This is a genomic window from Streptomyces venetus (assembly GCF_039540295.1).
In the GTDB taxonomy this organism is placed as follows: Bacteria; Actinomycetota; Actinomycetes; order Streptomycetales; family Streptomycetaceae; genus Streptomyces; species Streptomyces venetus.
Map to the genome: position 1 here is coordinate 152,773 of NZ_BAABET010000013.1, position 21,128 is coordinate 173,900.

General features: G+C 72.5%; 9 protein-coding genes. 1 reads left to right on the forward strand and 8 read right to left on the reverse strand.

Annotation, left to right across the window (positions count from 1 at the left end):
- Positions 1 to 264 precede the first annotated feature (264 nt).
- The 3 genes from ABEA82_RS34240 to ABEA82_RS34250 all read right to left on the reverse strand — a co-directional run bounded on the left by ABEA82_RS34240 (position 265) and on the right by ABEA82_RS34250 (position 6,163).
- Positions 265 to 3,201, reverse strand: coding sequence for a hypothetical protein (locus ABEA82_RS34240; RefSeq protein ID WP_345665632.1), 2,937 nt, complete (start codon positions 3,199 to 3,201; stop codon positions 265 to 267).
- Positions 3,202 to 3,203: 2 nt separating this feature from the next.
- A complete protein-coding gene (locus tag ABEA82_RS34245; protein ID WP_345665633.1) occupies positions 3,204 to 5,081 on the reverse strand; it encodes an HSP90 family protein in 1,878 nt (625 codons plus the stop codon).
- 95 nt (positions 5,082 to 5,176) lie between these two features.
- A complete protein-coding gene (locus ABEA82_RS34250) occupies positions 5,177 to 6,163 on the reverse strand; it encodes a hypothetical protein (RefSeq protein WP_345665634.1) in 987 nt (328 codons plus the stop codon).
- A gap of 145 nt (positions 6,164 to 6,308) precedes the next feature.
- On the opposite strand from ABEA82_RS34250, the gene ABEA82_RS34255 reads away from it, so the two are divergent.
- Entirely contained in the window at positions 6,309 to 6,962 is a 654-nt protein-coding gene (locus tag ABEA82_RS34255) for a LysE family translocator (protein WP_345665635.1), read from the forward strand.
- Positions 6,963 to 6,977: 15 nt separating this feature from the next.
- Here ABEA82_RS34255 and ABEA82_RS34260 read toward each other — a convergent pair whose 3' ends face one another.
- From ABEA82_RS34260 to ABEA82_RS34280, 5 genes are all read right to left on the reverse strand, one after another.
- Positions 6,978 to 7,649: a hypothetical protein gene (locus ABEA82_RS34260; RefSeq protein WP_345665636.1), complete on the reverse strand. Its 672-nt coding sequence runs from the start codon at positions 7,647 to 7,649 to the stop codon at positions 6,978 to 6,980.
- A gap of 214 nt (positions 7,650 to 7,863) precedes the next feature.
- On the reverse strand, positions 7,864 to 9,069 hold the full coding sequence (locus ABEA82_RS34265; RefSeq protein WP_345665637.1) for a glycoside hydrolase family 64 protein: 1,206 nt from the start codon (positions 9,067 to 9,069) through the stop codon (positions 7,864 to 7,866).
- Between the two features lie 118 nt (positions 9,070 to 9,187).
- Positions 9,188 to 16,546: a MupA/Atu3671 family FMN-dependent luciferase-like monooxygenase gene (locus ABEA82_RS34270; protein WP_345665638.1), complete on the reverse strand. Its 7,359-nt coding sequence runs from the start codon at positions 16,544 to 16,546 to the stop codon at positions 9,188 to 9,190.
- Complete coding sequence (locus ABEA82_RS34275) at positions 16,543 to 19,848, reverse strand: type I polyketide synthase (protein ID WP_345665639.1); 3,306 nt, start codon at positions 19,846 to 19,848, stop codon at positions 16,543 to 16,545. Before ABEA82_RS34275 ends, ABEA82_RS34270 begins: the two co-directional genes overlap by 4 nt.
- On the reverse strand, positions 19,848 to 21,110 hold the full coding sequence (locus tag ABEA82_RS34280) for an MFS transporter (protein ID WP_345665640.1): 1,263 nt from the start codon (positions 21,108 to 21,110) through the stop codon (positions 19,848 to 19,850). The genes ABEA82_RS34275 and ABEA82_RS34280 overlap by 1 nt, the downstream gene beginning before the upstream one ends.
- Positions 21,111 to 21,128: the final 18 nt, after the last annotated feature.

A 21,128-nucleotide genomic window follows, 5' to 3' on the forward strand; every position in this document is an offset into this window, starting at 1 on the left:
CGGCCGCGGAGTCGTCACATCCGCCTTCCGGACTTCTACCGTGCGGGCGCCCCGGCCGGATGCGCCCGGCGCGTGCGGCGGCCGGGTGACGCGGCGGCGGTACGGCAGCCGCACCGGCATCGGACTCGGTCCCCTTGTCCGATGCCGTCCCGCTTGCCGGGACGGGTCTTCGTCGTGACGGGACTCCTCCGCGAACGGCGCAGGTGAAGCCAGGGAGGCGGCGCCCCCGCGGCCGGGCGAGAGCCCGCCCCCGGGGGCGTCGTGTCACTCCTCGTCGCGCAGCCGGGCCGCCAAGGAGGTCAGCGGTTCGGTCTCCTCGGTGTGGCCCAGGGCGGTCAGGCGGGAGACCGCCGTGTCGAGGCGGGCGAGGGCGGGGGCGGGGCGTTCCAGGTAGATGCCCTCCACCGCGCCCGCGAGGCGGACGCACTCGGCCCACTCGCCGGCGTGGTCGTCCTCGGGTCCCGGCTCGCCGAGCAGGGCGAGAGCCTTGTCCAGGGCGGCCAGCGCGTCCTCGTACGCGCCGGCGTAGGCGTTGACCCGCCCGTGTTCGTAGGCCAGGGCGGTGTCCAGGGAACGGCCGTGGGCCTCGTAACCGGCGGCGCGGGCCTCGTCGGCGACGCGGCCGGCGTCGTCGAGGTAGGCGAGGGCGCCCGGCAGGCCGTCGGGGCCCTGCTGCTGAGCCTGGAGGCGGGCGAGCTCGCGCAGGCCGTTGCTGAGATGCTCGTAGCGCGGGGCCTCGGCGTGGGCGGCGAGCGCCTGATCGGCGGCTTCGCGGGCCCGGCCGAACTCACCGGACTCGCCGAGGAGTACGGCCGTCTCCGCGGCGATCATGGCATGGCTGCCCCGGTCGTCCTCCCAGCCGGCCGACTCGGCCGCGAGGGCGACGAACTCCGCTGTGGCGGCCTTGAGGTCCTCCCCCGTGTGCAGTGCGCGGGCGCGGGTCAGGCGCAGCTGGGCCACGAGCCGGTCGTCGACCTCTCCGGCGGCGACGTCCGGTTCGGCCAGGACGGAGTCGAGCAGGGCGATGCAGTCCTCGACGCGTCCGAGGTCGAGGCTGAGCTGGGCGGCGTTGCCGTAGGTGCAGAACGCGTCCGTCCGGCTGCCGCGGCGCAGGTCCTGCTCCGCGGAGCGCGTCAGGTGCCGCAGTGCCTCGTCGGGGCGGCCCAGGTGCATGTGGGCCTGGGCCAGATCGCCGTGGAGGCGGGCGGTGTCGACGGTGCCGGCCGGCCAGTCGGCGGCCCGCCGCAGGCCCTCGGTGAGGTCGGCGTGCGCGGCCTGCGCGTCCTGGAGGCCGAGGTGGAGGCGGCCGCGCAGCCCGAGTGTGCGGGGCAGGTGCCAGGCGGGGCCGTGCGCCGTCAGCCGGTCGAGGAGGGCGTCGATCTCGGTGACCGCGGCGGGCAGGTCGCCGGAGATGGCGTAGGTGCTGGCCCGCAGCAGGAGGGCGCCGGAGATCTGCGTCTCGACGTCGTGCCGCGTGGCGAAGGTGTGCAGCAGTTCCACCTCGGCGAGGACGGGTGCGACGTGCTCCTCGCTCCCCGTGGTCTGCAGGCGCAGGGCGAGCGCGGTCGCGCGCAGCCGCAGCAGGCGGGCCTCCTGGTACGGGGCGAGGCCGGACGTCTCCTCGTGCAGGTGGACCATGGACGCGTGGGCGGCGGTCAGCGCGGCGGCCTTTGCCTCGGCCGCGTCGGCGCCCTCCGTGGCGATCTCGGCCGTTGCCAGCAGGGCTCCCGCCCGGGCGAGCGCCGCGTGAGCCGGCTCTCCGGCGTCGTCGTACAGGGCCGCGGCCTCCTCGTGGAGGGCGGCGGCGTCGGCGAACTCGTCCTTCTCCCCCGCCCGGCCCGCCTCGTCGGCCAGCCGGTCGGCGCGGAGCCGGACGAGCGGGTCGACGGCCGGGTCGTCGGGGTGAGTGTAGTCGCGGGCGGCGACGCGTGTGCGCAGCCGTGTCCAGCAGGCCGGTGCGTCCGGGTGTCCCTGCTCCTCCAGCGTTCGGGCCCGCAGGATGAGCTCGGTCAGGTCGTCGGGGAGGGCCGCGGCCGTAGGGGTGGCGGGTGCGGTGACCGGGGCGGCCGGGGTCACGTCGTCGAGGGTGCGGGTGCGCAGGGTCAGTTCCAGCGCGTCCATGAGCGGGGCACGGTCGAGGCGGGCCTTGCGGCGGTCGGTGTGGGCGGTGGTGCCGTTGCGGTCGTCGAAGCGGGCCGCGAGGTCGTCGGCGCGGGTCCGTACCTCGGCGCGCAGGCCGGCCACCGTCCAGGTGCGGCCCGCGTATCCGGCGGCAGGCAGTTCGCCGTGGCCGAGGAGTTCGACCCGCTGGAGGAGGACCTCCACGCCGGTGAGGAAGTCGAACAGGTCCAGCGGCGAGTCGACCTCGTCGAACAGGCCGCGGTTCTCGGCGAGCAGTTCCAGGCCGCGGGCCTCGTTGCCGGTCAGCGCGCAGAACTCCAGGTGCCGGCCGACCTCCCCGGACATCGAGGGGTTGCGGCGGCAGCCGCGGTAGCCGACGAGGTGCAGTTCGCGCGCCTGGTCGGTGCGGCCGGTGCGAAGCAGCGGCAGCAGGGCGTACGAGAGGGAGCGGGCCGGTTCCTCCTGGCAGGACTCCTTTCCGGCCAGGACGGGTTCCCAGGCGCGCAGTGCCCGCTCGTCGTCGCCCGCCGAGAGGTGGTACAGGGCGCGCTCGCAGATCTCGCAGGCCTCGCAGTCGCTGAGCCGGGTGCGGGTGCGGCCCGCCCACAGCTCGTAGGCGAGGGTGGTGTCCTCGCCGACGTGCGAGGCGAGCTGGTACGCCTGGCTGTAGTAGGGCTGGAGGCCGAGGCCGGCCTTCTCGTACCGGTCGCGCATCTCGGTCAGCCACTGGCGCATGCTGGCGAGCGGTACCTCGGGCAGCGCGCGCAGGGCGTTGGCCACCCACTTGAACCGCCAGAACAGCATGTGCCGCAGGCGCTCGTCGAAGACGTCGGGCTGTTCGTCGAAGAGGGTCAGCAGGCGGGCGAAGACGACGGGCGACTTCCGGGGTTCGGAGCCGTAGGTGTACGCCTCCTGGAGTTCGAGGAGCGCGTGGACGAGCGGGACGGGCTCGTCGAACTGCTCGGCGGCGTCGACGAGTTCCTCGGCGGTGACGGTGCGGGTGCGGCCGTAGGGGCGCCGGTCGTTCTCCTGGAGCGCCTGGTACAGCTCGTCGGTGGTCTGGGGTGCGGTCGTCGGCATCGTCAGCTGTCCTTGCGGAGGGCGTGGGCGAGGAGATCGAGGAAGGAACGGTTGATGAGGCTCGACTCGGCGGGCCTGAGGGGGCGCCGGGACAACATCGCGGCCTGCCCGTAGAGGGCTTCGGCGCTGGTGCGGGCCAGTTCGGGTTCGTCGATGGTGACGGCGGTGCGGACCAGCGGGTTGAGCTGGTTGAGGATCAGCTGGGCGCGCGGTGCCTCCTGGCGCAGGGCGCCGAGGATGTCGCCCCACAGGCCGCCTTCCTGCTCCCGGGCGAGCTGGGAGCGGGTGCGCTCGTGACGGGCCTCGCGGCTGTCGACGAGGAGGGCGGGGGCGGAGGCGGGCTGGAACGTGCGCAGCGCGACGTCGCAGTCGAAGACGGCGAGGGCCTCGCGGGCCTGGGCGAGGTAGGCCGCGGCGGCCAGTTCCGTCTCCCGGTCCACGGGGTCGAGGTGGGCGGTGAGGGTCGCGGGGTCGAGGTCGGCGACGCTCGCCTCGGGCCTGATCTCGGGCAGTCGGTGGACCAGTTCACGGTCGTAGGTGTAGCCGCCGTTGACGACCCCGAGCCCGGCGGCCGAGGCGATCGCGGCAACTTGCCGGAACTCCTCGACGCTCGATGTCACGAGCACGGTGCGGTGGGTGCGGGCGAACTCGTCGAGGGTGGTGTGCCCGTCGGTGGTCTCGAACGGCAGCCAGGGCAGCAGCATCCGCAGGATCTCGTCGTCGTGCACCGCGAGCGACTTCACGGCCAGGTGGTGGGCCTGGAGGAAGCGGCCGAGCAGGTCCGGGTCGCTGGCGGCGGCCCGGGCGATCCAGTCGCGCAGCCGCTCGGCGAGGGCGTCGCGGACGGCGGCGAGGGTGTCGTCCTCGTAGAGGGACTCCCGGGACGCGGTCGGCCGCAGGCTCTCGGCGTCGACGACGCAGCGGACGAAGAACGCCCAGTCGGGCAGGATCTCCTCGGCCTGCTCGGACAGCAGCATGCCCTTGACGTGGACGCGGTGGCCGTGGCGGCGTCCGGCCGGTACCGCCTCGGGCAGGACGCACGCGATGCCCTTGAGGCCGACGGCCGGCAGGTCCAGCTCGATGGTGTCCAGCGGCTTGAAGCCGAAGACCTCCTCGCCGTACGCGGCCAGCGCGCGGGAACGGGCTCCCGGTGTGGGGTAGGTACGAGCCCAGGGGGCGGGCTCGGGGTTGACGGACACGCCCGGTCCGTCCGCGCGGGCGGCAGGACTTGTGCCGCCGCCTGTTCCGTCGTCGAAGGTCACCGGGTGGCGCAGCAGGGAGCCGAAGTGCCGGGCCAGGGCGTGCACCTGGGCCGGGCGGGTCCACTCGCCGGCGTCGGTGCGCGGTGTCAGGGTGACGGTGGTGCCGGGCCGGGGGCGGGCGGAGGCGGGCAGGGTGCGGATGGTGTAGCTGCCGTCGCCGCGTCCGCGCCATTCCACGGCGGGTGCGTCGGGGGTGCGGGCGGAGCGGCTCAGGACGTGGATCTCGTCCGCGACCAGGAAGCAGGAGAGCAGGCCGATGCCGAACTGGCCGATGAAGTCACCGCGTTGTTCGGCTATGCGGTCGGCGCGCTTGCTGCTGCGGCCGATGGTGGCGAGGAAGGTGTGGACGTCGGCCTCGGTGAGACCGACACCGTCGTCCTCCACACGTACGACCGACCCATCGGCGTACAGGCGGACGCCGAAGGCGTCGGCGGGGGCGTCCGGTTCGAGGGCGTGCCGGGCTGTCAGCGCGTCCACCGCGTTCTGCATCAGTTCGCGCAGGTACACCCTGGGACTGGAGTAGAGGTGGTGGGAGAGGAGATCGACGAGGCCGCGCAGGTCCACCTGGAAGGTGCGGTCGGCGCCGGCCGGGTTCGTGGCGGTGTCGGGCAGAGTCATCGGGCAGTCCGGGGTGGGAGGAAGGACGGGTGGCGGGACCGGCGGCACCGGGGCGCCACGTGTGGCGGGCGGCCGGGTACGGGGCCGAAGGGCGCTCAGGCGCGGCGGTACCTGCGCGCGAACTGCTTCTCGGGCTCTGCGAAGTAGATCCAGGGCCACTTGGTGTAGGCGCCGTCCAGCGTCTGGAAGACGCGCCGGATCGTGTGTCGTTCTCCGGCCAGCGACAGGGCCATGGCGAACATGTTGAAGTCGTGCTGCCAGCCCGGGCGCCACACGTAGGCGGGATGGAGGATGCTGTGGTCCGCCGCCTCCCGCAACTGTGCCTGGATCTCGGAGGTCACGAGGTAGTCCCCACGCTCCGACTCGACCCACTCCTCGATGTACGCCATGGCGATCACGCAGCCGAGGCGGTGTCCGTGCGGGGCGCGGGCGGACGCCTCCTGGGCGAACGCCAGGGCCTGCCCCGGCTTGCCGCCCCAGCGGGGCTGCAACTGCGACAGCCGCTCGAGGTGGCTCTCCAGGTCCAGCGGGTCGCGGCGCAGGGCGGCCTCGAACCGGGTCTCGTTGACGGCGGGGCCGAGCGACATGCCGCGGCCGGAGGTGAGGAGGTGGCGCCACGGCGTGACCCATTCCGGCCGCAGCTCGGCGGCTTCGAGCAGTTGCTCCTCGGCCAGCCGCAGCCGTTCGTGGAAGATCCGCCACTGCTCCTGCGTGACGTTCACGGCCAGGTCGGAGGTGCGCGCCTCCCAGCCCCAGCTGATGTGGCGTGCCCCGGATATCAGCAGGGCCGTCGCCCGGTGCTCCTTGTCCTCCTCGACGGCCCGGCCGATCCAGTCCTGCACACCGTCCAGGTCGGCGAGCTCCCCCAGGACCCGGTGGTCACGGCCGAGATCGAAGGGCGCAAGGGCCGCCTTGACGGCCTCCCAGTCCCCCGCGTCGGCCGCCTCCACCAGCGCGAGCACCCGCGTGTCGCCGAGCGCGCGCAGGGTGTACATCCCGTTCTTCTGCCTGCGCGGGACGGGAAGGACGTGCGGATCCGCTACGGGTCTCTCCGCTCCCCTGCCGAACAGCCTGTTGAACATGCCGCGCCCTCCCCTGGTCCCGCGTGATCTTCGGGTGCAGCATAAACGGCACCACCGACAGCGCTTCCACAGGGTTTTCACCACTGCTCCACGAGTCCGGTTCGGCGCCCTCGGGGTACTCGGGGGCCGACCGAAAGGGGATGGGATGTCGGTCGACCTGGTCGGCTTTCTCGGTGTGGTCCTGGTGGCGTACGCGGTCCCCGGTCCGGACTTCCTCGTCGTGGTGAGATCGGCGGCCGAGGATCCGGCCCGGGGGCGGGCCGCGGCGCTCGGGGCTCAGGCCGGGCTGTGTGCGCACATGGTCGCCGCCGCCGTCGGGCTGTCGCTGATCGTCACCCGCTCACCCGTGGTGTACGACGCCGTCAAGCTGCTCGGCGCGCTCTACTTGGTCTGCTTGGGCGTTCGGGCGGTGCTGGCGGCGCGGCGGAAGGCAGCCGGCACCGGCGCGCCGGAGGACGGCGGCCTCCCGCCCGGGGCCGCGGTGGACAGGACAGGCGACGGCCGCGGGCGGTCCGGCTTCAGCCAGGGCTTCCTCACCAATGTGCTCAATCCCAAGGCTGCGCTGTTCTTCATCAGCGTCCTGCCGCAGTTCGTCGACGGCAGCGGTTCGACAGCACGGCAGATCTTCTTCCTCGGCGCCCTGGACGTCCTCATCGGGATCGTCTACTGGTTCGCCCTCGTCACCGTCGCCGCGCGGCTACGCACCCTCCTCGCCCGCCCGAAGGCCCGCCACCGGTGGGAACTGACCACCGGATGGCTGTTCATCGCCCTCGGTATCGGGGTCGCCGCAGCCCCTTGAGCGCCTCACGGCGGATCAGCCGCCGTGAGTGAACACCTTGTTCTGGGTGGAGCCGGTGGAGCACAGCTTCTTCTCCTCGGCGGTCATCTTGCGGGACCTGACCACGACCGCGCTGTGCTTGCCGTCCGTGCCGTTCGGAGCCGGGCCGGTGACCACGTCGGGGACGAACCAGTAGTAGTGGCCCCACTTGGGGTCGTCGTAGTGGGTCTGCCACGTGCCGGATATCCGCTGCATCACCTGGGAGCGGGAGATCCAGCCCACGTGTCCCGGCTTCACGTTCACGGTGAAGGAACTCGTCTCGGTGTGCGAGCTCTGCCAGGTGTAGTTGTACGTCGCGGTCACGCTGGCCGTGATGATGCCTTCGATGCCTCCGCCCACGGTGACCGAGCCGCCCACCGAGTGGGAGGAGCCCACGGTGTCGGCCCATGACATCGACTGGGACGCGGCCGAGTCGGTGCAGTTGAAGAGAAGGTCGGAGACCTGACGGGGCTCACCGAGGTAGGCCTCGCCGATCTGCGGGGAGTTGAAGCTGCACTTGCCCTCCCCGGAAGAGCAGTCGGCCATGAGCTGCTCCGCGGTGGGCTGTTCCTCGGCCGCTGCGGGCACGGCCGCCGCGATCATGCCGAGTGCGGTCGCCGTGAACGCCAGCGTGCGGCCGCCGTACCGCAGGGCGCGGTTCGTCGTCATCGTTGGTGCCTCTCACCAGTGCGTGGGGGGATGGTGGCCGCACCCCCTCTGTAACAGGAGGGTGTGCAGTCACCGCGTGGTGCCAACGAGGCTCACGTAAACCGCAGCCCAACTACACCAAGGAACAGCAAAGTTGTGATTGATGACCAGAACTTGTGCACAGTCAACGGACACCGGCACCGCGAACCGACGGCGGTGCCGATGGCCGAGGCGGTCAGTTGAGGGGATCGAGCGTGAGGTAGGCCTGGCGCGGGCTGCCGTCGTGGACGAGCGACTCGTGATGACCGACGTCGTCGAAGGCGAACGCGTACGCCTTGCCGTCGACGGTCTGTGCGTGGATCTTGCGCGCGTAGTGGTTGGTGACGTCGTCCTTGTAGAAGGAATCGGCCCCGGAGTCGGGCTGGTTGGGGTTGACCAGCAGGGTGGAGCGGTTGAAGCCGGCGCACAGGGTGCGCGAGATGGGGCCGCGTACCTGGTCGTTGGGGGCGTCCAGCTTCCGGTGACAGCCGAAGATCGAGGCGGCGTCCGGTTTCTCGAAGCTGGTGACGGTGGCGCCGGAGCCGTTGGTGAAGTTCATGACGCCGCCGGAGACCCGGCCGTAGTACTTTGTGCCGGGCTGGTCGGCGAAGGGGGTGACCGTCAGGGTCGAGGTGGCGTACTTCTGCCAGACGCGGTTGACGTAGTCGTCCATGACGGTGGCGGGCAGCGCGCCGGTCTCCAGACCGTACAACGGTGACAGGGCGCGCAGTACCGTGCCGTCGGCGCGGGTCTGGATCAGGTTGGCCCAGCCTCCGGGCTGCCCTCTGAGGGCGTTGAAGAAGCCGGTGTAGCCGCCGGGCTTGAGCCGGCCGGTGCTCGCGGTGCTGCCGTCGGCTCGTTGCACTCCCACCGCGTACGGCGCGGAGAACATGTCGACCTGTGTGCTGTTGATCCACAGGCCCGAGTCGTTGAGTGTGTACTCCGACCAGTTGAACAGGATGTTGCGGTTGGGGTCGGCCGGGTTCTGCACAGCGGGCTGGACCAGGCCTCCGGTGGTCAGCTTGAAGACCAGTTTCTGGCCGTAGGAGAAGTACACGCGGCCGGAGAACTTCGGCATGCGGATCGTGGTCGACTGGCCTGACGCCGGGCCCGGTATGGATGCGTCGGGGGCGGGGGTCGGCGGGTTTCCGCCCGCAGGCCAGGGGTGGAAGGTGCCGCCCGCGTCGGCCCAGCCCTGCCGGCCGGTCGACAGTTCCGTGCCGAGGTTGTAGATGTACACCTGCTCGCCGCGTGCCGAGTTGTTGGTGATCTTCAGGGGGATCGTCGCCGGGACGGCGGCGTGGGCCGGCGCACTCGCTCCGGTGGCGAGAAGGGAGCCGGTCAGGGCCGTCGCGAGGGACAACCCCACAGCCGCAGCCCGGCGCCTGAGGGTCCGTAACATGCTCTGTCTCCGTTCGACGGTTGGCCGATTCGGGCAGCTCTGAGAGCGCTCTCAGCGTGGCGTGTTGGTACGGACCTGTCAATGAGGGGGGCGGCACCGATGCGTGCCGCCCCCGGCGTCAGCTGTCGAGGGCCCCGCGGACCTCGTCACGCAGGAGACCCACGTAGTCCCGGGTCCAGCCCTCGACCGTGGCCTGGTCCCAGAGGTCGGCCGAGTACTCCACGAAGCCCCGCAGTTCGTCCCCGGCCGGGACCAGTCCGAAGGTGAGTTCCGTGCGGGACGCGGCGGGGGCCAGATCTTCTATCGCCGTGGTCAGCCCGGGCAGTTCGACCTCGGCGTCCAGAGAGCTCTGGTACGCGAAGCCGACGTCCAGCCGGTCCGGCACCTCGACACCCGTGCGCTCCCGCAGCGCCGGGGCGATCACGCGCACCGGCAGGGCCCGGTCCATGCACTCCACCGCCGTACGGGCGATCCGGTCCGTCAGGGCGCTGAACGAGCCTTCCGCCCCGTCGCGCACCGGCAGGGCGAAGCCGGTGATCGTGCAGGCCAGCAGGGACTCGAACGCACGACGCTCACGGTTGGCGTAGGAGATGTTGAACATGACGTCGGCCTGCCCGGACTTCTGCGCGAGCATCCGGCCGAGGGCTGCCGCCGTGATCACGAACGGCGTCGTGCCCCGCTGCCTCGCCAGGCGTTCCACCGCGGCCCGCACGTCGGCCGGCACGGAGAACATCACGGAACCGCCCCGGCCGCTCGGCTTCTCGGGCCGGGGCCGGTCCAGGGGCAGGCCGACGGTGAACGGCACGCCGTCGAGCTCGCGCAGCCAGAACCGCAGCTTGCCCTCGTCGGCCGCCGTGTCCGCCTGGTCCCGCTGCCAATGGGCGTACTCCACGGGCTGGCACCGTACGGGCGGAAGACCGTGCGGCGTGCCCCGCAGGGCGGAGCCGTAGAGCGCGGCCAGCTCCTTCAGGAGCAGGCTGACCGACCAGCCGTCACACGCGGAGTGGTGCAGGACCAGGAGCAGGACCCAGGTGCTCTCGCCGGTGCGCAGGAGGCGCACGGCCAGCGGTGTCCCGCGCGTGGGGTCGATCGGTGTCTCGGTGGCCTCCGCGCCGGCCCGTTCCAGGGCTGTCCGCCGCTCGTGCGGGGGCCGCGCGGTGAGGTCCTCGACCGGCAACTCCACCGGCCCGGGCCTCAGGACCTGCTGCTCCCAGCCGTCCCCACTGCGGGCCAGGCGGGTCCGCAGCCCCTCGTGCCGCTCGGCCAGCCGGGTCAGGGCGGTGCGCAGGGCCGATACGTCCAGGTGGCCGGAGAGGGTGATCCGCAGCGCGACGTTGAAGACCTGTGGGAGGGGGTGGTCGGCGTGTACCGCCGCGAACCGGGACTGCTGCGCGGTGGCGGGCGCCCGGCGTTCCGTCGTGCCGGGTCCGTCGCCGGCCTCAGGTGCGGGGACCGGCTTCGTCTCAGGTGCGGGGACCGGCTCCGTCTCGCTCGCCGAGGAGGCCAGTCGGGCCGTCATGGCCCGCAGCGTCGGATCCTGGTAGAAGCTCAGCATCGGGTACTCGGTGCCGAACTCCTCCCGGACCTGGTTGACCAGCCGCATCGCGGTGATCGAGTGGCCGCCCAGGTCGAAGAAGGAGGCGTCGGCCGCGATGCCGTCGGCGTCGACACCGAACTCGGCGGCCCAGAGTTTCCGCACGCGCCGTTCGATGTCCGTGTGGTGACCGGCAGTGGGCTCACGGCCGCCGGTGGCGTCCTGGCCGTGCCGCCGCGGCGTCGTCACGAGGTCGGGTGCGGGCAGCGCTGCTCGGTCCAGCTTGCCGTTCTCCGTCGTGGGAAGGGCGGGCAGGATCCGCCAGGCGCGTGGCACCAGGTACTCCGGAAGCCGGGCGGCCAGTTCCTCGGCCATCAGGTCGGCGAACGCCTGCCGGTCGTCGGCACCCGGGCCGATCGGGTCGGCCGGGACGGCGTAGGCCGCGAGGTACGCCTCGCCACGGTCGTTGCGGCGGGCCGGCACGGCCGCCTCACGCACCCCGTCCAGGGAGTTGAGCACCTGGGAGACCTCCTCCGGTTCGACCCGGAAGCCGCGGATCTTCACCTGGTCGTCGGCCCGTCCCCGGAACTCCAGTGTCCCGTCGTCGTTCCAGCGGACCAGGTCACCCGTGCGGTACCGGTGGGCGTCCGGGCCACCGTCCGGGTCCGGCAGGAAGCGCTCTTGCGCGAGTTCCGGGCGGTGCAGATAGCCCAGTGCCACGCCGGGGCCGCCGACGTACAGCTCCCCCACGGTGCCGACCGGCACCGGGGCGCCGGACGCGTCGAGCACGCTCAGCCTCACGTTGTCGACCGGACGACCGATCGCGATCGCCCGGGCGGGGTCCTCGCCCGGCAGGACGGTGTGCGTGGTGCACAGCACGGTGACCTCGGTGGGTCCGTACACGTTCACCGTCTCGTACGGCGCCTCGGGCCTCGGCCGGGTGCGCAGCACGTCGCCGCCGAGCAGCAGGTGGCGCAGCGGCGGCTGGTCGGCCGGGGGCAGGCGGAGTACTTGTCCGCCCAGGGCGGTGGGCAGGATCGAGAAGGTGACGTCGTGCTCGGCGTACCACCGGGCCAGGGCCCGCGGATCCCGGCGCAGTTCCTCGTCGGCGATCGCGACCGACGCGCCCGCCGTCAGGGCCGGCCAGATCTCCAGGAGTGAGGCGTCGAAGCTCTGGCTGCACACGACGGCGCTGCGGTCGGCGGGGGTGAAGGCGAAGCGCCGGTGCTGCCATTCGCACAGGTCGACGACGCCGCGGTGCGCCACCACGACACCCTTGGGGACGCCGGTGCTGCCCGAGGTGTAGAGGGCACAGCACGGGGACTGGGCGCCGGAGGCGGGCCCGGCTCCGTGCCGGCGTGGTGCGGTGGCGTCGGGCGGGACGACGATCACGTGGCCGGGCAGCTTCAGGGCGGCCGCCTCCTCGTGGCTCGACACCAGGGTCCGGGCCCCGCACTCGGCGATGACCTGCTCGGCACGCGCCCGGCCGAGGACGGGATCGAGCGGGACGTAGGCACGGCCCGTCCTGAGGACGGCGAGCATGGCGACGACCAGGTCGGCGGAGCGCGGCAGCCACAGGGCCACCGCCTCGTCGCCGCCCTCGGTGTGCTGCTCCCGCAGGGCGGCGGCCAACTGCTCGGCCCGCTCGTCCAGTTCGCGGTACGTCAGTCGGCTGTCGCCGCTGATCACCGCCGTGCTGTCCGGCCGTGCGGCTGCCTGCCGGGCGAAGAGGGCGTGGACGGTGCTGTCCGCGGTCGGACGGGAAGGGCCCTGCTGCCAGGTCCGCGGTACGGGGTCGCCCTCGGCCGCCGTCTCGGCGACCGCTGGCGCGAGTCGTGACAGGGGCGCCTCGGGTGTGTCGGCCGCGGCCGTGAGCAGGTCCCGGAAGCCGGCGAAGAACCGGTCGACGGTGTGCTGGTCGAACAGGTCGGTGTTGTACTCCAGATGGCAGCGGATGCCCTGCGGCTGGTCGGTGAAGTAGATGGTGAGGTCCGTGAGGGACTTGTCCGGGCCGGTGTCCAGCGGTGTGGCCTCGATGCCGGGCAGGTCGAAGCGGAACGGTTCGGCTCGCTGGAACTCGGCGAAGGCCTGGAACACCGGTGTCCGGTCGACCGCCCTGGCCGGGGCGAGCGCGCGGACCACCGTCTCGAAGGGCACATGGGCGTGGTCGTACGCGTCGAGGGCGACCGTGCGCACCCGCTCCAGCAGCGCGGTGAACGCGGGGTCGCCGGACAGGTCGAGGCGCAGGGCGAGGGTGTTCACGAAGAAGCCGAGCAGGTGCTCGGCGCGTTCGGGACGGTCCGAGATCGGGGTGCCGACGACGATGTCGGTCTGCCCGGTGACGCGGTGCAGCATCGCCGCGTAGCCGGCGAGCAGGGTCATGAACAGGGTGCTGCGGCGGGTGCGGCTCATCTCGCGCAGGCGCTGGGAGAGTTCCGGATCGAGGGTGTGGAAGACCGCCCGGCCGTGGGAGGTCATCACCGCGGGGCGCGTCCGGTCGGTGGGCAGCGCGAGGACGGGCAGCTCGCCGCCGAGGGTACGGCGCCAGTAGTCGAGGTCCTCGTCGGTCCAAGAGGCGTTCGCGGCCTGTTCCCTGGCGTGGTCGGCGTAGCTCCAGGTGAGGGCCGGGAGTTGGGGGGTGGTGCCGTCGCGTTCGGCCCGGTAGAGGGCTGACAGGTCGCGGGCGAGGACGGTGGCGGAGGCCGCGTCGACCACGATGTGGTGGAGGGACAGGACGAGGACGTGCTCCGTCTCGGCGCACCTGACCAGGCGGGTGACGAACAACGGCCCGTCCGCCAGGTCGAAGCGGCGTGCGCTCTCGGCCGACAGGACGTCCCGCAGGGCGGCCCGGGGGCTGCCGGTGGCGTCCACGAGCTCGAAGTCGGGCTCGGCGGAGGCCCGCACCACCTGCCGGGGCCCGCCTGCCACCTCCCGGAAGACCGTCCGCAGGCCCTCGTGCCGGGCGACGAGCCCGCGCAGCGCCGCGCGCAGAGCGGTCACGTCCAGGGGGCCGTCGAGGCGGATCGCCTTGATCTCGTTGTAGGCGGTGCGGCCCGGGAGCAACTGCTCGAGGAACCAGATCCGTTCCTGGCCGGGCGACAAGGGGGCGTCGACGACGGCGGGTTCGGCTGGTGGGCCCGCCGGGCTCGTGGACACGGATGCCGGGGCGGCAGGGGCCGGGCGGCCGTAGTGGCGGCGCAGCGTGTCGAGGCGTGGGAGGCCCGCGCGCAGCTCGTCCGCCGCGACACCGAAGTCGACGAGCGCCACGATCTCGTCCGCTCCCGCCGCCGTCACCGCGTCCACCACCGGGCGGACGCTGTCCGCCGTCCCGATCAGGGCGCGCTGGTCGCAGTAGCGGCCGTAGGCGCGGCGGAACACCGTCTCCAGGTCGTCCTCGCTCAGGGCGGCCAGATCGACGCTGTGCCCGAGGCTGTTGGTGACGCCGCTGAACAGGGACAGGGATGCGCGCATGTAGCGGGACAGCGGTTCGAACGCCTCCGCCCGCGCGGTGTCGTGGGCCTCGGCGAGGTAGGTGTGCAGCAGGACGGCCACCCGGCCGGTGTCCGGGTCCAGACCGTGACGGGCCCGGGTGCTGCGGTAACGGGCGATGTTCTCCCGGAGCTGTTCGACGGTCTGGGTCATCAGGTTGGTGACGATGCCCAGGTCGTGGCGGGCCGCCAGTTCGTACGAGGCGGGGTTGCCGACGACCGCGGTGTACATGGGCGGAGCGTCCTGCACCGGCCGTGGGAAGAGCCGCAGGTCGGCGTCGCCGTCACCCGTGGTGCGGCGCACCGTGTCACCACGCCAGAACTTCCGTACCTCTTCGAGCTGTTCGTACATCAGCTCCTTGTGCCGCCCGAACCGGTCGGGGAAGAAGGCGAAGTCCTTGGAGCTCCAGCCACTGGCGACGCCGATGCCGACGCGCCCGCCCGAGAGGTTGTCGACCATCGACCACTCCTCGGCGACCCGGATCGGGTCGTGCAGGGGCAGCACTACGGAGCCGGCGTTGAGGCGGATGCGCTCGGTCTCACGGGACAGCGCGGCCGCGAGCACGGCCGGGTTGGGGAAGAGGCCGCCGAAGGAGTGGAAGTGGCGCTCCGGCATCCACAGGGCATGGAAACCGTGCAGGTCGGCGAAGCGGCCGACCTCCATGAGGAGTTCGTACCGGCCCTGGCGAGGTGCCGGGGTGCCCTGGGGGTAGTCGCCGAAGAAGTAGACGCTGAAGTCGGGCGTGCGCGGGGCGGCTTCCTCCCCGGGTGCCGTGCGGGATGCGGTGACTGCCGCGGCGTTCCAGGCCATGGCGGCCACCGGGGACGGTGCGGGTGCCGGCGGTGCCGGCTGCGGGGGCACGGACGCGGCCGGAGCCGGTTTCGCCGAAGCCGTCTTCGGTGCGACGGGCCGCGTGCCCGGGAAGAAGCCCGCCGACCGCAGCTCGCGCAGCGAGTCCCGCACGGCGTCGGCGACGAACTCGATGTCACCGTCCGAGTGGGCCGTGGAGAGGAAGAAGTTGCGCCACTCCCAGACGTGCACGCCGCGCAACATCAGGTGGTGGTAGAGCAGCTCCATGTCGGCGCGGTGCTCGAAGCGGAACTGGGAGCCGAAGTGGGTCATCCGAAGCGGGTACTCCTCGGCCTCGAAGAAGCCGTTGAGCGTCCCGGCCAGTTCGGCGGTACGCGCGTTGAGGCGCTCCTGGAGGCGCGGGCTGTGCTCCTTGAGGTGGGTCAGTACGGCGCGGGCGGCGACCATCGACACGGGGTGCTGGATGTAGGTGCCGCCGAAAAAGGTGGTGTCGGAGGGCGGGTAGCTGTCGTCCCCGTACGACCAGTAGCCGCCGTCGACGCCGTCCATGATGTCGGCACGGCCGGCGATGGCGCCGATGGGGAAGCCACCGCCGAGCAGCTTGCCGTAGGTGGCCAGGTCGGGGGTGACGCCGTACAGTTCCTGCGCGCCGCGCGGGGCCGGGCGGAAGCCGGTCAGCATCTCGTCGAAGAGCAGGACGATGCCGTGGCGGCGGGTCAGCTCCCGGAGCTTGCGGACGAACTCGGCCGGCCGGAGCGAGGGGTGTCTGCTCTGCACGGGCTCCACGACGACCGCGGCGATGTCGTCGGCGTGCCGGGCGATCGTCTCCAGGGCGGTGTCGCTGCCGTAGTCGAGCACCAGCAGATCGGAGACGGCGGCCTGCGGGATGCCTCGGGAGACGGGCACAGTGGTCTGCTCCGTGCCGCCGGCCGAGGCGCCGCCGCCCGAGGCCCGGCCGAGGACGTTGTCGGCGTGGCCGTGGTAGGCGCCCAGGAAGGTGACGATCTTGTCGCGGCCGGTGGCGGCCCGGGCGAGGCGGATGGCCGCGGAGTTCGCCTCCGTACCGGAGTTGGCGAAGGCCACCCGCTCGAAGCCGGTGAGTTCGGCGAGGAGTTCCGCCGCCTCGCCGGTCTCGATGGCGCGGGGACCGAGCTGGATGCCGCGGGACAGGTGCTCGCGCACGGCCTCGGTGACGAAGTCCGGCTCGTGACCGAAGAGGAGGACGCCGAAGCCCATGGTGATGTCGACGTACTCGTTGCCGTCGACGTCCTCCAGCCGGGCCCCGCTCGCGCGGCGGCCCGCGATCGGGTACATCATCTCCTTGGTGCCGCTGCGGAAGCCGACGACGGCGCGGCTGTCGGCGAGGACGCGGCGGTAGCGCTGGGCGATCCGTTTGGAGGTCGGGGTTCTGGCGGTGTAGCGGCGGACGAGGTCGTCCAGGTGGGTCTGCTGGGAGGGCGGCGAGGCGTCCCGCACCATGCCGGAGCTCCGGGCGACCGTCACCCTGGGGCCGTGCACGCGCGCCGGCTCCGGAGCGGGCGTGCCGGTGCCGGCGTTCATCTGCTCGGTGATGCGCAGGGAGAGTTCGGCCATCGCCGCCAGGTCCTGGTCCAGGGCGGCGGATATGCCGCTCAGGCGGGTCACTTGGCCACCGCGCCGTTGAGCCGGTCCGTCGCCGTGGCGGTCTGGAGGGCGAGCAACTGGGAGAGCTGGGACATCATCTGAAGCTGTATCTGGGACAACTGGTGGATCTTGTGCGCGAGGTCCTCCAGTTCCTCGCGGGTCGCGTACTCGGGGGTGGAGACGGTGGCGGGGACGGGCTCGGGAGCGGGCACGGGTAGAGGCGCGGGCTCGGGCAGGCGCGTGGGCGCGGGCGGGGATGCGGGCGCGGTCATGGTGGGCTCAGGCTCGGGTTCGGTGGCCGCGGGCGCCTGCGCCATGGCTTGCGAGGGCGGCTCCGGCATCCGCGCGGCGATGAATTCGGCGAGCCTGCGCGGCGTGCCCGTCTCCTCGAACAGCTGCCGCATCGTCACCTTGACCTGATGCTCCTGCTCCAGCTCCCGCAGCACACTGATCATCTGCAACGAGTCGGCGCCGAGGTCGAAGAAGGACGCGTCCGCGGCGGTCGCGGACGGATTTTCACCGAGGTGCCGGGCGGTCGCTTCGACGATGCTGTGGAGTACGCGTGCGACCGCTGCCTCTTGCTGCGCCACTTCTGTTCCCTTTCTCGCTGCTGATCTCGTGCTCAGGGGCGTCAACCGGGGCCCCGTCCAGTGGTCCTGGTGCTGGAACCGGTATCCGGGCAGCGGGACGCGCCTTCCTCCGCTGCCGGCGAGGAGTACGTCCCAGCCGACGTCCGCTCCGGCGCAGTGCAGCCCTGCGGCCGCGCCCCAGAGGGCGCCGAGCCCGGTGCCGCGCCGCAGGGACGGCAAAGCCCTCACGCCGGGCAGCGCCCGGCGGGCCAGTCCGCTCAGGGTGGTGTGCGGCCCGATCTCGAGGAGTATGTCGGGCTGCTGCGCCGCGACGGCGCGCAGCGCCTCGTCGTAGCGCACGGGCTCGCGGGTGTGCCGTAGGAGGTGGTCGGGGTCCGGGACCCAGCCGGGCGGGCGGGTCACTCCGTCCAGTGCGCTGACGAACGGGACCCGCACGGGCCGGAACTCCACGTCGTCCAGGACCTTCCGGAACTCCTCCAACACGGGTTCCATCAGGGCGGTGTGGAAGGCGCGGGTCACGGGCAGCCGCTGCCCCGGGGTGCCGCGGTCGTCCAGCAGCGCGCACGCCCGGTCCACGGCGGCGACGGGCCCGGCGAGGACCTGGGCGCGGTCCCCGTTGGTCACGGCCGCCTCCAGCCCGGGCACCTCGGCGGCCAGCGCGAGGGCGGCGGCCCGGTCGAGCGGCGCGGCCACCATCGCGCCCGGCGCGCACCGCTGCTGCATCAGCCGTCCGCGCTCGGCGGTGAGACGCACACCGTCCTCGAGCGACAGGGCTCCGGCCGCGTACAGCGCGGCGTACTCGCCGACGCTGTGCCCGGTGACGGCGGTCGGTTCGACACCGGCTTCGCGCCACAGCCGGACGAGTGCGCACTGAAGGGCGAACAGCGCGGGCTGGGCGAGGTCCGTGTCCGGTCCGTCCTCCGGCGGTTTCTCCCCCGGCCCGTCCGGTGAGGCCGCCCCGCGCAGTACCGGAAGCAGCGAGTCACCGGTGCGGCCGCGGTAGTGGTGCTCGCAGGCGTCGAGCACCTCGCGTACGGCGGGGAAACGCGCGTAGAGCGCGGCGGCCGTGCCGGGGTACTGGCTGCCCTGTCCGGTGAACTGGAACACCACACGCGGGGCGCCTTCCCCGGGGCCCGTCCCCGTGGTCGCCGTCGCCCCGGCGGTCCCGGCGAGCCAGGTGTCGAGGGCGTCGGCGAGAGCCTCCGGGGTGGAGCCGCGGACGGCGAGCCGGTGACGGCCGTGGGCGCGACCGAGGGCCGCGGTGGTGACGAGGTCCGCCGGGTGCGGTGCGGGAGGCCGGCGTAACCGGTCGCGGAAGGCACCGGCGTTGTCGACGAGGGCCTGCGGGCTGCTGCCCGAGATCAGCAGCACGTCCGGAGGGGAGGCCGCGCCGGTCCTCGGCGCCGGTTCGGGGGCCTCCTCCAGGATCAGGTGGACGTTGGTGCCCCCGACGCCGAGCGAGGTGAGGCCGGCTCGGCGGGGCTCGTCGCTCGCGGGCCAGGGCCGCGCGGTCCTGGGGATGTAGAAGGGGCTGTGGTCGAGGTCGAGGAGCGGGTTGGGTGCGCTGAAGTTCGCCATCGGCGGGATGACGCCGTGCCGCAGGACGAGCAGGGTCTTGACGAGGCCGGCGAGCCCGGAGGCGGCGTCGAGGTGGCCGATGTTGGCCTTCGTCGAGCCGAGGGCGCAGTAGCCGTCGCGATCTGTGTCCTCGCGGTAGGCGCGGGAGGCGCCGTCGAACTCGATCGGGTCGCCCTTGAGCGTGCCGGTGCCGTGGGTCTCCAGGTAGCCGATGGTGTCCGCGCCGACGCGGGCGCGTCGCAGGGCCTGGCGGATGGCCGCGTACTGGCCCTGGGCGCTCGGGGCGGTGAAGGCGGTCTTGCCGGCACCGTCGTTGGTGATGCCCCATCCCCGGACGACGCCGTGCACGGTGTCGCCGTCGGCGACGGCCCGGGCCAGCCGTTTCAGTACGACGGCCAGGACGCCCGTGCCTCCCACGGTGCCGTCGGCGCCGGCGTCGAAGGCCCGCAGGCGCCCGGACCTGGAGAGGATCGAGCCCTTGACGTGCCGGTAGCCCAGGACCTGCGGCACGTGGACGGCGGTGGCGCCGACCAGGGCGATGTCGCAGTCGCCCATGAGCAGCGACTGTGCGGCCGACTGCACGCCGACGAGGGAACTGGAGCAGCCCGCTTGGAGGTTGACGGCGGGGCCGGTCAGGCCGAGCCGGTAGGCGACACGGGTGGCCGTGAAGTCGGCGTGGTTGCCGACCGTGATCTGCATGCCCGCCGTCCAGTCGGAGACGGACTGGCTGGGCAGGACGTTGTTGAGGAGGTAGTGCTGGAAGGTGTACAGGTGGTATCCGGTGCTGGCGAAGACGCCGACGCGGGTGCCGTCCCGTTCGCCCGGGTAACCGGCGTTCTCCAGGGCGTGCTGGGCGCATTCCAGGAACATGCGGTGCTGCGGGTCGGTCAGCCGGGCCTCGCGGGCGCTGATCGCGAAGTGCTGGGCGTCGAAGCCGGCGATGTCGTCCAGCACCCCGGAGGCGCCTACGAAGTCCTCCGCCCCGTACTCCTCGGCGGGAACTCCGGCGGCGGCCAACTCCTCGGCGGTGAAGCGGGTGATGACGTCGGTGCCGTCCCGGACGATCCGCCAGAGGTCCTCGGGGGTGTCGGCGCCGGGCAGCCGGAAGGCCATGCCGATGACGGCCATTCGCGGGTCCGGCTCGGTGGTGTTCATCAGCCGCGTCCCTCCGTCACCGTCGGTTCGTCACGGCCGGCCGGTTCCTCCGCGGGCTGGGCCGGTCCGGTCCTGCCCCGGCTGACCAGCAGCAGGAGCAGGGCAGCGCACAGGGCGATGGCGAGGCCGTGGAAGGCGGCCACCACCTGGAGCGGTGAGTAGGTCTCCAGGAGAGCCCCACTCACCAGCATGCCGAGGCCGAAGCCGGTGTTCTCGGCCGATGCGGAGAGCCCGAAGAGGCGGCCGCGCTGCTCGTCGGGGGCGGTCTGCAGCCTCGACACGTACACGATCTCGGTGAATCCGTCGGCGGCTCCGGCGACGAGGGCGGCGATGACGGCGGGGACGGTGGGCAGCCCGCTGAAGACCGCGATGAACCCGGCCGACATCACACAGGCACCGAGCGCGAAGGCCCGCTCCCCCGGTGTCCGCCCGGACTTCTTGGTGGCCCGGCCGATCACCTGCTGGGCGACGATGTTGCCGATGGCCCAGGTGGCCCAGAACTGGCTGATGAACGTGGCCGGATGGTCGGGGTCGAGGCTGCTGGAGTAGAGGGGGAGGGCGACGTTGTGGGACGAGGAACCCAGCCCGTCGACCGCCCTGATGACGATCATCGCCATCAGCAGCGGTGCCGTGCCCAGCAGTACGCGGGCCGTCAGGCGCCCGGTGCCCGAGGCCTTCGCGGAGCCGCCGCCCGTGGCGTCGGCGCCCGCCCTGGTACGGACGGGAAGCAGGAACAGCACCGTCGCGGAGACCAGGAACGTCGCGGCGTCCAGCGCGAAGGCCGCGGAGTAGCCGAGCTGCGCCACCACCAGTCCCGAGGAGGCGAAGCCGGCGATCATGGCGAGTGAACGTCCGGTCACCAGCAGGGCGTTGGCCCTGACCCGGTGCTCGGCGCCGACGATCTCGGGGATGCTGCTGCGCAGGGCCACCTGGGAGAGCGTCGAGCAGCCGCCCGTGACCACGGCCAGGGCGTACAGCAGGCCGACACGCATGCCGTCGGGAGCGAGCAGCAAGGTCAGCAGTGCCACGGCCTGGCACAGGTCGGCGCCGACCATCAGGCGCTTGCGGTCGTAGAGCGAGACGAGGCGCCCGCTCACCCAGCCCGACACGACGTTCGTCGCCAGGCGGACGGCCATGAAGAGGCCGGCCGCCAGCGCGCTGCCGGTGGCGTCGTAGACGAAGACGTTCAGCGCCACCATGTTCAGATAACTGCCGTACGCCGAGATGCCGTTGCCCAGGACGAGCAGACGGAAGTACCTCATGCACCTTCCCCAGGGTCT